Here is a 12,984-nt window from a genome sequence, read left to right as displayed (position 1 = left end):
CGTCATGGGCGGCGAGCAGGCCGCCAGCGTGCTGGCCACCGTCAAGCGCGACGGCATCGAGTCCCGCGGCGGCCAGTGGAGCAAGGAGGAGGAGGAAGCCTTCAAGGCCCCCATCCGCCAGCAGTACGAGGACCAGGGCCATCCCTACTACGCCACCGCCCGCCTGTGGGACGACGGGATCATCGACCCCGCCGACACCCGCCGCGTGCTGGCGCTGGGCCTGGCCGCGGCGCGGCATGCGCCCATTCCCGAGCCGAAGTTCGGCGTGTTCCGCATGTGACGCGGGATGTGTATGATTTTCTCGTTTCATACACATAGGGAGAGCCATGCGGACCAACATCGTGATCGACGACGCGCTCATGGCGGCGGCCATGCGTGCAGGCGGCTTCAAGACCAAGAAAGAGGCCGTGGAAGAGGGGCTTCGGCTGTTGGCCCGGCGGGAGGCCTACCAGAAGTTGCTGGCATTGCGCGGCAAGCTCCACTGGATGGGCGACGAAAGCATCGACTGGACGCGCCTGCCTGCGGAGCCGCAGACCGTACAGGAGCCAGCACCCCCGCCGTACGTGACGAAGAAGCGGGCGCGGCCATGATGACGGTCGATTCCAGCGTCTGGATCGACTTCTTCCGCAATCGGGAGACGCCCAAGACCTCGGCGCTGCGGATGCTGATGGAGGGCAACGAGGACCAGCTGGTTCTGCTGGACCTGGTCCTCATGGAGGTGCTGCGCGGCTTCGCGCATGACCGTGAGTGGCGCCTTGCGCGCGAGGCCCTCGCTGCCTTGCCCATCGCCACAGCCGGCGGCGAAGCCGTCGCGCTGCGCGCGGCCGACATCTACCGCCGGCAGCGCCGGCGCGGCATCACCGTGCGCAGCCCCATCGACCTGATGGTTGCTGCCTGGTGCGTCGAGCATGGTTGCGCACTGCTGCATGGCGACCGCGACTTCGACGGCATCGACGGCCTGATCGGGTGGAAGGACTGAGGCGATGGCCCCGCGCGACTGGCGTCCATCCCGCACCCCGCGCGTCGGCGTTGGGCAAGGCGCGGCATGGCGTGCGCTGGCGCGGGCGGCGGCCCGCCTTCTGCGCCGCGCAGGGCTGGCCCTGCCGCTGGCCGCCATCCTGCTGCCGGCGCATGCCACGCTGCGCGAAACCCAGCTCGACGTGCCCGTCACCGTGCAGGACATGCACGGCCAGCGCATCGCCCAATCCATCCGCGTCACCGTGTTCGACGACGACGCCAACCCGCATCCCGCGCCGGTGCTGGTGCTCAACCATGGCCGCGCGGTCGATGCGACCGGCCGCGCCGCGCTGGGCCGGGCGCGCTACCACGAGGCATCGCGCTTCTTCGTGCGCCACGGCTTCATCGTGGCGGTGCCCACGCGCATCGGCTACGGCGTGACCGGCGGGCCGGACGTGGAGGGCAGCGGTGCCTGCCAGCGGCGCGACTACGCGGCCGGCTACGGCGCGGCGGCCGACCAGGCCCTGGCCACGCTGGCCGCCGTGCGGGCGATGCCCGGCGCGGACCTGTCGCGCGCCGTCATCGTTGGCCAGTCCTACGGCGGCGCCACGGCCATCGCGGCGGCGGCGCGCGACACGCCCGGCGTGCTGGCCGCCATCAACTTCGCCGGCGGGGGCGGCGGCAATCCGCGCACGCGCGCCGGCGACCCTTGCTCGCCGCAGCAGATGGGCGCGCTCTTCGCCAGCTATGGCCATAGCGTGCGCATGCCCACGCTGTGGCTCTATGCCGAGAACGACCAGTACTTCGGCGCCGACTGGCCGCGGCAGTGGTTCTCGGCTTTCCGCGCTGCCGGCGGCAACGGCGAGTTCGTGCAGTTCCCGCCGCAGGGCGAGGACGGCCACAGCACCTTCACGCGCGCACCGCAGGCCTGGCAGCCAGTGGTGTCCGGCTTTCTGCAGCGGCTGGGTTTTCCAGCACTGCGCGACTGAACCCTTCGAACAACCGAGACACGCCATGACCGACTTCACCACGCTCGAACTGGCCATCGACGGCCCCGTCGCCCGCATCTGGCTCAACCGGCCCGAGATGCGCAATGCCATCGACGACGTCTTCATCCGCGAACTGGCCGAGGCCTTCGCGCAGGCCCAGGCCGCGAGCGGCGTGCGTGCCGTGGTGTTGGGCGGGCGCGGCCCGGCCTTCTGCGCCGGCGCCAACCTCAACTGGATGAAGCGGGCCGCCAGCTTCACGCCCGAGCAGAACCTGCAGGACGCCGCCGGCCTGCCGCGCATGCTGCGCACGCTGGCCGAGAGCCGCCTGCCGGTGATCGCACGCATCCAGGGCGACGTGTATGCGGGCGGCATGGGCCTGGTGTCGGTGTGCGACGTGGCCATCAGCGCCGACAGCGCGAACTACTGCCTCAGCGAAGTCAAGATCGGCCTCATCCCCGCCACCATCAGCCCCTACGTCATCCGCGCGATGGGCGCGCGGGCCGCGCAGCGCTACATCCTCACGGCCGAGCGCTTCACGGCGGCCGAGGCGCATCGCATCGGCTTCGTGCACGAGGTGGTGGCGGCGGACGCGCTGGACGCCAAGGTGGACGAGGTGCTCAAGAACATCCTGGCCGCGGCGCCGCATGCCGTGGGCGAATCCAAGCGCCTGCTGAGCGACGTGACCGGCCAGCCCATCGACGACGAGCTGGCCGCCGAGACGGTGCGCCGCATCGCCGCGCTGCGCGCCAGCGAAGAAGGACAGGAAGGCCTACGTTCCTTCCTGGAAAAGCGCAAGCCGGCCTGGACGCAGGCACGCTGAGGACGATGGCGATGCGGTTGGTTGCCAGTCAGCGGGTCCTGCGGGCCTGGATTCGTCGGCCCGTTCAAAGCCCCTCTCCCCTCGCGGGAGAGGGGTTGGGGAGAGGGGGCGCCGGCCTTGAAAGACGCCCGGGCGCCGCTTGCCGCCGCTGCCCCCTCTCCCCAGCCCTCTCCCGCGAGGGGAGAGGGAGCAGGACACCTCCGCGTTCGGCGTCCTGCGCCGTCGAGTGCTGAATGGCTGGCCTGGACTTTCCCCAACTGCTCGCGCTGGCCGCCGCCCTCGGCTGGGCCAGCGGCGTGCGCCTGTACCTCGCGGTGCTGCTGGTCGGCCTGGCCGGCTGGCTGGGCTGGGTGCCGTTGCCGGCGGGTCTGCAGGCGCTGTCGCATCCGGTGGTGCTGATCGTGAGTGGCTTCCTGGTCTTCGTCGAATTCTTTGCCGACAAGATCCCGGGCCTGGATTCGCTCTGGGACATGGTTCACACGGTGATCCGCATTCCGGCCGGCGCCGCGCTCGCGGCCTCGGTGTTCGGTGCCGACCATGCGGCCATGGCCGTGGTGGCGGCGCTGGTGGGCGGCGGCTTCGCGGCCACGGCCCACGCGGCCAAGGCCACGACGCGTGCGGCCATCAACACCTCGCCCGAGCCCTTCACCAACGTGGGCGCCTCGCTGGCCGAGGATTCGCTGGTGCCGGCGGGGCTGTGGCTGGCGCTGGCGCATCCGCTGGTCTTCTTGGTGGTGCTGGTCCTGGTGCTCGTCCTCAGCGTGTGGCTGATCCGCAAGAGCTGGCGCTTCCTGCGCGCGCTCGTCGGCCGCCTCACGCGCATCTTCAGCGGCCGGCCCGACCCGGGTGTCGCGCCGGCCTTCACCCGCGCCCGCCGCGGCACAACATCGTCCGGAGACCTGCCCCATGTTCATGAAGATCCTCATCGCTAACCGAGGCGAGATCGCCTGCCGGGTGGCCGCCACCGCGCGTCGCCTGGGCGTGCGCACCGTGGCCGTCTATTCCGACGCCGACGCGCAGGCCAACCATGTGCGCGCCTGCGACGAGGCCGTGGCCTTGGGCGGCAACGCGCCCAAAGAGAGCTACCTGCGCTGGGAGCGCATCCTGGAGGCTGCCCGCGCCACCGGCGCCGAGGCCATCCACCCCGGCTACGGCTTCCTGTCCGAGAACGAGGACTTCGCCCGCGCCTGCGCCGAGGCCGGCCTGGTCTTCATCGGCCCGCCGCCCTCGGCCATTCAGGCGATGGGCCTGAAGGCCGAGTCCAAGCGGCTGATGGAGAAGGCCGGCGTGCCGCTGGTGCCCGGCTATCACGGCGCCGACCAAGATCCGGCCCTGCTGCAGCGCGAGGCCGACCGCATCGGCTACCCGGTGCTCATCAAGGCCAGTGCCGGTGGTGGCGGCAAGGGCATGCGCATCGTCGAGAAGAGCGAGGACTTCGCCCCCGCCCTGGCCAGTTGCCAGCGCGAGGCCATCAACAGCTTCGGCGACGACGCGGTGCTGATCGAGAAGTACGTGCAGCGTCCGCGGCACATCGAGATCCAGGTCTTCGGCGACACGCAGGGCCACTACGTGCACCTGTTCGAGCGCGACTGCTCCGTGCAGCGCCGCCACCAGAAGGTGCTGGAAGAGGCGCCCGCGCCCGGCATGCCGCCCGCGCTGCGCCAGCGCATGGGCCAGGCCGCCGTCGATGCGGCGCGCGCCGTGGACTACGTGGGCGCCGGCACGGTCGAGTTCATCGTCGAGCAGACCGGTGGCTACGACGCGCCCGAGGCCATGACCTTCTACTTCATGGAGATGAACACTCGGCTGCAGGTGGAGCATCCCGTCACCGAGGCCATCACCGGCCTGGACCTCGTGGAATGGCAACTGCGCGTGGCCGGCGGCGAGCCGCTGCCGCTGGCCCAGGCCGACCTGCGCATCCACGGCCATGCCATCGAGGCGCGCATCTGCGCCGAGAACCCGGACAAGGGCTTCCTGCCGGCCACTGGCCCGCTGACGGTCTACCGCAAGCCGGCCGCTGCGGCCTTCGCGCGGGCCGATGTGCGCATCGACGATGGCGTGCGGGAGGGCGGCGAGATCTCGCCCTACTACGACTCCATGATCGCCAAGCTGATCGTGCACGGCGACACGCGCGAACAGGCGCTGGCCCGGCTCGACGCCGCGCTGGCGCAGGTGCAGATCGTGGGCGTGGCGACCAATGTGCAGTTTTTGCGCGGCGTGCTTGCCACCGAGTCCTTCTCGAAGGCGCGGCTGGACACGGCGCTGATCGAGCGCGAGCGGGCGCAGCTCTTCGACCGCGATCCCCTGGGCCTGCCGCTGCTGGCGGCGGCCGTGGTCGCCCGCCAGCTGGCCGATGAGGCGGCGCAAGGCACGGGCGGCCCTTTCGGCCGTGCCGACGGCTGGCGCGGCCTGGGCACCGCCACGCGCACCTTTGCCTTCGACTTCAACGGTCATGGCGCCACCGCGCTGCTGCGCTACGGTCCGGGCCGCACGCGGCATCTGACGGTGGGCGAGGGCGAATCGCAGGTCGCCGCCGAGCTTGCCTGGCAGCCACTGCCCAACGGCCGCCTGTCGCTGGACTTTGCCGGCCGCCGCGAGGTGCTGGCCGTGCATCGTCACCAGGACCAGTGGCATGTGTTCGGCCAGGCCGGCGCCGGCCGCATCGATGCCGTCGACCGTCTCGCCCATGCCGGAGACACCCAGTCCGAAGGCGGGCGCCTGACGGCACCGATGCCCGGCAAGGTGGTGTCCTTCGCGGTCAAGGCCGGCGACACCGTGGCCAAGGGCCAGCCGCTGGCGGTGATGGAGGCCATGAAGATGGAGCACACCATCGCCGCGCCGGCCGATGGCACCGTGGCCGAGCTGCTGTTCGCGCCCGGCGACCAGGTCACCGAGGGGGCAGAGCTGCTGCGCCTGGCGGCGTAGCATCGCGGGCTGTGTTCCACAGCCTCCCTGCACACGACCCATGCGCATCGCCCTCTGCCTGACCGACACCAAATCCGCCCCATGGATCGAGGGCCTGCACGCCGCCTTGCCGGATGCCGAGATCGTCGACTGGACGCCCGGCTGCCCGCAAGCCGACTACGCCGTGGTGTGGTCGCCGCCGCAGCAGATGGTGGACGAGCAGCCGGCCCTGAAGGCCATGTTCAACATCGGCGCGGGTGTGGACGCGATCACCAAGCTCAGCCTGCCGCCCACGCTCAAGATCGTGCGGCTGGACGATGCCGGCATGTCGGTGCAGATGGCCGAGTACGTGTGCCATGCGCTGATCCGCCACTTCCGCGAGTTCGACGTCTACGAGGCCGAGGCGCGGCAGGGCCGCTGGGTCTACCGCAAGCCGCTGGCGCGGGCCGACTTCCCGGTCGGCATCATGGGCCTGGGTGTGCTGGGCGAACGCGTGGCGCGCGCGGTGCAGCAGTTCGAGTTTCCGGTGCTGGGCTGGAGCCGCACGCCCAAGTCCATCGAGGGCGTGCGCACCTTCGCGGGCGAGGCGCGGCTGGGCGACTTCCTGGTGGGCACGCGGGTGCTGGTCAACCTGCTGCCGCTGACCGATGCCACGCGCGGCATCCTCAACCGCACCACGCTGTCGGCGCTCCGGCCCGGCGGCTACCTGATCCACATTGCGCGCGGCGGCCATCTGGTGGAAGAGGACCTGATCCCGCTGATCGACAGTGGCAAGCTCGCCGGGGCCACGCTGGACGTGTTCCAGCAGGAGCCGCTGCCCGCCGACCATGCCTTCTGGCGGCATCCGAAGATCACCGTCACGCCGCACGGCTCGGCGCGCACGCTGCGCAGCGAATCCATCGCGCAGATCGCCGGCAAGATCCGCGCGCTGCAGGCCGGCCAGCCCATCGCGGGCGTGGTCGATCCGCAGCGCGGCTACTGAGCATCGGCGCGCGCGGGCCGCAACCGGCCCGCAGCAGCGCCCTTTCAGCGCACGGTCAGACTCACCGGCTTGGCGACGATCACGTAGCTGTAGGTGCCGTCGCCCATCTTGTGACGGTAGCCGGGCAGCACGACGGCGGTGCCGGCCGCGGTGAAGCGCAGGTCGCCTTCCGCGCTCTGCACGAAAGGTGCCGTGCCGTCGATCACGGCCATCACGTTGCTCTGCGCGGCGATGCTGCCGCCCACCTGCGTGGTCAGCGTCACGGGCAGGGTCACGGCGGTGTTGACGCCCACGGTGGCGGTCGCCGCCGTGGCGATCTCCACCGGGAAGTCCCTGGCCCAGAAGGCGTAGTCGGTCGTGATGCCGTGCGTGCCCCAGCTGTAGAGGCGGTGGAACGCGGCCTGGTCGTTGACGGTCCAGGGCCAGAAGGTGATGCCGCGGTGCTTGCCGGCTTCCATCGCCCCCTGGCTCAGCCCGCCGTAGGCCGGGTTGTCGGTGGACGAGTAGGGTTGCACGGCTGCCAGGATGTCGCGCACCGCGACCTGCGGGTCGCTGGCGTCGGCATTGCTGTTGAGCAAGCCCGTCGACAGTTCGGGCAGCGTCTGGCCCGCGCGCTTGAGCTGGTCGCCGAGGAAGGAGATGGCCACCGCCTGGTCGCGCGTGCCGGCCGCGTCCAGCTCGTTTTTGAGCTGCGCCACCAGGCCGGCGTTGCTGCTCTTGAGCTCGATGAAGTGCGTGACCGGCCGGCCCTTGAAGGCGCTGAAATACTCCTGCAGCGTCGGCACCTCGCGGTTGCCGACCTTGGTGCGCAGCTGCTTGACCTGGGCCAGCGTCATCGACTCGATGCGGCCGGTGCCGTTGGTGGTCCGGTCCACCGTGTCGTCGTGCATGATGACCAGGTGCTTGTCGCTGGTGAGGTAGATATCGTTCTCCACCACGTCGGCGCCGGCGTCGACGGCCGCCTGGGCACTGGCCAGCGTATTCTCGTCGCCGGTGCCCTGCGGCATGCCGCGGTGCCCGATCACCAGCGGCTTGCGCAGCAGCGTGTTGGCGGGCAGTTGGCGCATCACGCGGGCGAAGACGGAACCGTCGCTGGCGAGCACGCCGTTCACGCCGGTGGTCAGCACCTGCGCCGCCTCGCTGGGCGTGGTGGCGCTGCTGGCGGCCCAGGCGGTGATCAGCAGGCGCTGCAGCTGGGCCACGGTGGCGCGCTGGGTCATGACCGGCGGCAGCACGGCGATCTTCGCGCGGGCCTTGTTGGTGGCGCTCACCACCTGCATCACGCTCTGCGTGCTGGCGTCGAGCAGGCCGGAGCCCGAGAAGTCCACCGCCGCGCGCGCCATCGGCATCAGGCCCCGCGCCCGGGCCAGCAGGCTCACCTGGTCGGACAGCAGGGTCACGTCGCCCAGGTCGTTCTCCTGCGCGTAGCGGGCCAGCGCGTCCACCGTGGCGTCGTCGGCCACGCGCAGCACGGGGGCCGTGGCCCGGTTGCGGTCGGCCAGGTACTGGGCCAGGCTGCCCAGGCTTTCGCCGTTGGCGCTGCGCAGGCTCAGCGTGCTGTCGATGCGGAACAGCGCGTTGCTGGCGCCGCTGGCGGCCAGGTTGGTGTTGGCGGCCATGGGCTGCACCAGGGTCGGTGCCATGGCGGCCGCCGTGCCCGTGTCCTGCAGCGCGGCGGGCGTGGCGATGTCGGGCAGCGGCTTGAGCTGCTCGCTCACCTTGATGCTGTCCACCCGCATCAGCAGGCCGGCGGTCTGCAGGCCGATGCCGCCCCGGGCTGGCGCCACGGCATCCAGGGTGACGTCGTGCATCAGCACGTTGTCCAGGTAGTGGCGGGCGCGGTTGCCGTGCACGATCACGGTGGCGGTGTAGGTCTTTGCGCTGTCGATGGCCGAGCCGAAGGCCTTGGTGGCCTGCACCGTCCACGCGCCCGCCTTGCGCAGCGCGAACTCGGTGCCGTTGCTGGCGGTCGCGTTCTGGCGGATGGCGAACTGGTGGTAGGGCTCGTAGGCGGGCGTGGCCGTGGCAGCGCTGCTGCGGTACATCACGCTGCCCCAGCGCGCCGTGTTGTTGGCGGCCTCGAAGGTGAAGACCACGTCGATGCGGTAGTTGGACAGCTCGGCCAGCGCCGGCGGCAGGGCGACCGCGGTCATGGCGAAGCTGTCGGCCCGGCCGTCGATGTAGAGGCTGCCGTCGCGCACGCCCACCGTGCCCTTGTTCGCCGCGGGACGGACCCAGCCTGCGGGCAGGTCGCTCAGGCTGGTGAAGCGTTGCTCCAGCAGCACCTTGGCGGTGGGCTCGGGCTCAGGGGCGGGGCTGGGAGCCGGCGCGGTGCCGGGCGCCGGTGCCGGCGACGTGCCGGGTGCCGGGCTGGGCGCAGGTGCAGGCGAGGGGGCTGGCGCGGTGCCGGTGCCCGGCGTGAAGGCCGTGTTGGTGCCGCCGCCCCCGCCGCAGGCGGCCAGGGCCAGGCTCACGGCAATCGCGGCGGCGATGCGTGTGTGTTGCATGAAGAAACTCCGACTCTGTTCTTTAATGGAGGCTGCAATCTAGGCAGCCGCCGTGACGTCGGTATGTCGTGCGCGACGACGCCGGCGGCGCCTGCGCGCCGAATGCGTGCACTTGCACGCGTTCGTGGCGCCCCCCATCCTGTTTCCCGGAGACCCCATGAGACTTCCTTCCCGCGTCCAGATCGTCGACGTCGGCCCGCGCGACGGGCTGCAGAACGAAAAGCAGCCCGTGCCGGCCGAGGTCAAGGTCGAGCTGGTCCATCGCCTGCAGGCCGCCGGCCTGGCAGAGATCGAAGTCACCAGCTTCGTCAGCCCCAAGTGGGTGCCGCAGATGGCCGACAACGCGCAGGTGATGCACGGCATCCGCCGCCAGCCGGGCGTGCGCTATTCGGTGCTCACGCCCAACATGAAGGGGCTGGAGGCCGCGCTCGCGGCGCCGCGCGAGGAATGGCCCGACGAGATCGTCGTCTTCGGTGCCGCCAGCGAGGCCTTCAGCCAGAAGAACATCAACTGTTCCATTGCCGAGAGCATCGAGCGCTTCGCGCCCGTGGTGGTGGCGGCGAAGGCCCAGGGCATCGCGGTGCGCGGCGCCATGAGTTGCACCGTCGGCTGCCCCTATGAGGGCGACATCGCGCCCGCCAAGGTGGGCTACCTGGCCGGGCTGATGAAGGGCATCGGCGTGGCGCGCGTGGACGTGGCCGACACCATCGGCGTCGGCACGCCGCGCAAGGTGCAGGCGGCGCTGGAGGCGACGCTGGCGCATTTCGACGTCGACGCGGTCTCGGGCCATTTCCACGACACCTACGGCCAGGCCCTGTCCAACACGCTGGCGGCGCTGCAGCTGGGCGTGTGGAACCACCAGTCCTCCATCGCCGGCCTGGGCGGCTGCCCCTATGCCAAGGGCGCCACCGGCAATGTGGCGACGGAGGAGGTGGTCTACATGCTGCACGGCATGGGCATCGACACCGGCATCGACCTCGATGCGCTGATCGACGCCGGCGTGTTCATCAGCCAGGCGCTGGGCCGCGAGCCGAACTCGCGCGTCTCCAAGGCCGTGCGCACCAAGCGGGCCGGCTGATGGCGCTCGGTGACGACCTGCCCGCGCTGCCGGCCATCCGCCTCGGCCGCTACCGGCACTACAAGGGCCTGGACTACGAGGTGCTCGGCGTCGTGCGGCACAGCGAGACGCTGGCGCCGATGGTGCTCTACAAGCCGCTCTACGACGACCGCGGCCTCTGGGTGCGGCCCTTCGGCATGTTCGAGGAAACCGTGGTGCACGACGGGCGGGAGCAGCCGCGCTTCGCCTTCGTCGGTTGACCTGGCTGGCGGCACCTGCCTCGGTCGTGTCGCATGGCCCTGTGGCCACGGCCGCCGCCGCGCCGGCCGACAATCGCGCCCATCTATGTGCGGATCCGAACTCCATTCCCTTCCCGACGGCGTGCAGCGTGTGGCGCGCCACCTTCTCGACGCCGGCCATCCGCATGCCCCGCGCATGCTGGATGCTTCCTGCCGCACGGCGCAGGAAGCGGCCGACGTGCTCGGCGTGGCCGTGGGCCAGATCGCCAAGAGCATCATCTTCCGCCGCAAGGCCGACGACGTGGCGGTGCTGGTCGTCACCTCGGGCGACCGGCGCGTGGACGAGAAGAAGGTCGATGCGCTGGTCGGCAAGACCGGCCGGGCCGATGCCGACTTCGTGAAGGCGCGCACCGGTTTTTCCATCGGCGGCGTGTCGCCGGTCGGCCATGTGACGAAGCCGGTGGTGCTGATCGATGCCGAGCTGTTCCGCTTCGACACCGTGTGGGCGGCGGCCGGCCATCCGCATGCGGTGTTCCCGCTGCGGCCGCAGGACCTCTCGGCGCTCACCGGCGGCGCGCCGGTGGCGGACGTGGTGCAGGCGGTGGCGGCATGAGCGCCCGCGCGACCGCACCCGACGACCTGGCGCCCGCGGCGGCAGGCGCCGCTGCCAGCCCGCTCGCCGCACGCGCCGCGCTGATGCGCGAAGCCGTGCGCCAGGGCCTGGAGCCCGTGCCCTCGCCCTGCGTCAACGTCTGCCGCATGTCCGCGACGACCGGCCTGTGCGAAGGCTGCTTCCGCACCATCGAGGAGATCCGGCACTGGAGCCGCACGCCCGATGCCGGTCGCCTGGCCGTGTGGGAGCAGGTGCTTGCGCGCAGCGCCCCGACTGCCGCCGCCCACACCGATTGAGTACACCGACCCAGCACACTGACCGAGCGCACAGGCCACCGGCGCGAACGACAAGGAGACTGCCGCCATGAAGCACATCGACTTCTACCTGGACTTCATCTCGCCCTATGCCTACCTGGCCTTCGAGCACCTGCCCGAGGCGCTGGCCGGCCTGAGCTACAGCGTGGCCTACAAGCCGGTGCTGCTGGGCGCCATCGTGCGCCACCACGGCCACAAGGCGCCGGCCGAGGTGGCCAGCAAGCGGCAGTGGACCTATCGCCACATCCTCTGGCTGGGCCATTCGCTGGGCGTGCCCATCGACATGCCGGCCATGCATCCCTACAACCCGCTGCCGCACCTGCGCCTGGCGCTGGCCGCCGCGCGCGGCGGCGAAATCAGCCGGCTGCAGGCCGAGCTGCTGTTCCGCGAGGTGTGGCGCGGGGGCCAGGATGCCATCGACCCGGCGCGCCTCGAAACCCTGAAGGCCCGCCTGGCGCCGGCACGCGATGCGGCGGATGCCGCCGTGAAGGCCGAACTCAAGGCCAACACCGACGCCGCCATCGCGCAGGGCGCCTTCGGCGTGCCAGCCTTCGTGGTGGACGGCCGGCTGTTCTGGGGCTTCGACAGCCTGCCCATGCTGCGCGCCTACCTGCAGGGCGATGCCTGGTTCGACGGCCCGCAATGGGCGGGCGCGGACCAGCGGCCGTCGGCGCTTGCCGGCTAAAAAGGCTTTCGCTCCAGTGAGGCATTACGTGGTTGCCCAGGGGCCTACGAGCGCCGAGCGATGCCTTTGAGCTGTGGTGTTGGCAGCACGGCGGTGCCTGGGTATGCCAACTAAATCACACGGAAAAACCTAACTTTTCTCACTACTCGCTTGATCTAGCAAACGCACCTCGGGGACCGCCTTACTCTCCCTGCCCCGCCTCGCATGAAGGCGGTCTGTCAGGGAGAGAACCATGTCCACGCTGTCACATACGCTGCGGGTGAGCTCGCCCGCGCTGCCCGTCTTCGCCGGTGAGCCGCTGCTGCATCCGGTGCGGCTCTCTGGCCACGAGGGCGTCAACACCCTCTTCTGCTACGAGCTGCTGCTGCAGACCCCGGATTCCCTGACCCCCGGCGCCCTGGCCGAGGCGTGCGCCAACCTCGACCTCGATGCCCTCATCGGCCGCGAGATCTGCTGCGAGATCGAACTCGATGGCTCGGGTTATTTTCTCCCTGGTGCGGTCGGTGAGGCCGTGGACGCCGTCGGCGCTGGTCTGCGCCAGATCAACGCCCTCATCACCGAAGCCTCCCTCCTGGGCGAGGAAGGCCGCCACCTGCAGTACCGCCTCGTGCTGCGCCCCTGGCTGCACCTGGCCACCCTCAACGCCGACTGCCGCATCTTCCAGAACGCCACCGTCGTGGACATCCTGGATGCCGTCCTCGCCCACTACCCCTTCCCCGTCGACAAGCGCCTGCTCGAGCGCTACCCCATCCGCGACTACCAGACCCAGCTCAACGAGAGCGACTTCGCCTTCTTCGAGCGCCTGTACCACGAATGGGCTGGCAGCCACAATCTCGATCATGCCGGCGGGTGGCCACCCCTGGCGCCCTCGCAGCACCTGAGCCCCACCCAGCCCAACCCCACACAGGCCAACCGCA

The 12,984-nt window shown here is 70.8% G+C and carries 15 protein-coding genes; 14 read left to right on the top strand and 1 reads right to left on the bottom strand.

The genetic code is table 11. The annotated features are described in order from the left end of the window. The 8 genes from NS331_RS22070 to NS331_RS22035 all read left to right on the top strand — a co-directional run. The coding region (locus tag NS331_RS22070) for a carboxyl transferase domain-containing protein (RefSeq protein WP_275936479.1) at positions 1-280 on the top strand (280 nt) is incomplete at its 5' end. A gap of 46 nt (positions 281-326) precedes the next feature. Next, on the top strand, positions 327-590 hold the full coding sequence (locus NS331_RS22065; protein WP_058644087.1) for a type II toxin-antitoxin system VapB family antitoxin: 264 nt from the start codon (positions 327-329) through the stop codon (positions 588-590). Continuing rightward, on the top strand, positions 587-979 hold the full coding sequence (gene vapC / locus NS331_RS22060; RefSeq protein WP_058644086.1) for a type II toxin-antitoxin system VapC family toxin: 393 nt from the start codon (positions 587-589) through the stop codon (positions 977-979). The genes NS331_RS22065 and vapC overlap by 4 nt, the downstream gene beginning before the upstream one ends. A gap of 4 nt (positions 980-983) precedes the next feature. Continuing rightward, positions 984-1,946: a dienelactone hydrolase family protein gene (locus NS331_RS22055; protein WP_153012984.1), complete on the top strand. Its 963-nt coding sequence runs from the start codon at positions 984-986 to the stop codon at positions 1,944-1,946. Between the two features lie 25 nt (positions 1,947-1,971). Continuing rightward, positions 1,972-2,766, top strand: coding sequence for an enoyl-CoA hydratase/isomerase family protein (locus NS331_RS22050; protein ID WP_058644085.1), 795 nt, complete (start codon positions 1,972-1,974; stop codon positions 2,764-2,766). Between the two features lie 233 nt (positions 2,767-2,999). Beyond that, the gene (locus tag NS331_RS22045) at positions 3,000-3,698 is read left to right on the top strand and encodes a DUF4126 domain-containing protein (RefSeq protein ID WP_058644084.1); all 699 of its coding nucleotides are present in this window, start codon (positions 3,000-3,002) and stop codon (positions 3,696-3,698) included. After that, positions 3,673-5,691 (top strand): acetyl/propionyl/methylcrotonyl-CoA carboxylase subunit alpha, encoded by a 2,019-nt coding sequence (locus NS331_RS22040; RefSeq protein WP_058644083.1) that lies wholly within the window; start codon positions 3,673-3,675, stop codon positions 5,689-5,691. Before NS331_RS22045 ends, NS331_RS22040 begins: the two co-directional genes overlap by 26 nt. A 40-nt stretch (positions 5,692-5,731) precedes the next feature. After that, positions 5,732-6,652, top strand: a complete 921-nt coding sequence (locus NS331_RS22035) for a 2-hydroxyacid dehydrogenase (RefSeq protein WP_058644082.1) — start codon at positions 5,732-5,734, stop codon at positions 6,650-6,652. A gap of 44 nt (positions 6,653-6,696) precedes the next feature. Here NS331_RS22035 and NS331_RS22030 read toward each other — a convergent pair whose 3' ends face one another. Continuing rightward, positions 6,697-9,159 (bottom strand): glycerophosphodiester phosphodiesterase family protein, encoded by a 2,463-nt coding sequence (locus tag NS331_RS22030; RefSeq protein WP_058644081.1) that lies wholly within the window; start codon positions 9,157-9,159, stop codon positions 6,697-6,699. Positions 9,160-9,316: 157 nt separating this feature from the next. Between NS331_RS22030 and NS331_RS22025 the strand changes: the two genes are divergently transcribed. The 6 genes from NS331_RS22025 to NS331_RS22000 form a co-directional block, all read left to right on the top strand. After that, positions 9,317-10,237, top strand: coding sequence for a hydroxymethylglutaryl-CoA lyase (locus tag NS331_RS22025; protein WP_058644080.1), 921 nt, complete (start codon positions 9,317-9,319; stop codon positions 10,235-10,237). Further along, positions 10,237-10,476: a DUF1653 domain-containing protein gene (locus NS331_RS22020; protein WP_082702694.1), complete on the top strand. Its 240-nt coding sequence runs from the start codon at positions 10,237-10,239 to the stop codon at positions 10,474-10,476. The genes NS331_RS22025 and NS331_RS22020 overlap by 1 nt, the downstream gene beginning before the upstream one ends. An 85-nt stretch (positions 10,477-10,561) precedes the next feature. Then, a complete protein-coding gene (locus NS331_RS22015) occupies positions 10,562-11,068 on the top strand; it encodes a YbaK/EbsC family protein (protein WP_058644079.1) in 507 nt (168 codons plus the stop codon). Further along, complete coding sequence (locus NS331_RS22010; RefSeq protein ID WP_082702693.1) at positions 11,065-11,364, top strand: DUF1289 domain-containing protein; 300 nt, start codon at positions 11,065-11,067, stop codon at positions 11,362-11,364. The genes NS331_RS22015 and NS331_RS22010 overlap by 4 nt, the downstream gene beginning before the upstream one ends. Positions 11,365-11,431: 67 nt before the next feature. Continuing rightward, complete coding sequence (locus NS331_RS22005) at positions 11,432-12,067, top strand: 2-hydroxychromene-2-carboxylate isomerase (protein WP_058644078.1); 636 nt, start codon at positions 11,432-11,434, stop codon at positions 12,065-12,067. Positions 12,068-12,299: 232 nt separating this feature from the next. Further along, positions 12,300-12,984: contractile injection system protein, VgrG/Pvc8 family (locus tag NS331_RS22000; protein WP_275936478.1), on the top strand; the 685-nt coding region annotated here is incomplete at its 3' end.

The organism is Pseudacidovorax intermedius (assembly GCF_001476815.1).
Classification (GTDB): Bacteria; Pseudomonadota; Gammaproteobacteria; order Burkholderiales; family Burkholderiaceae_C; genus Xenophilus; species Xenophilus intermedius_A.
This window is presented reverse-complemented; position numbering and strand designations above follow the sequence as displayed.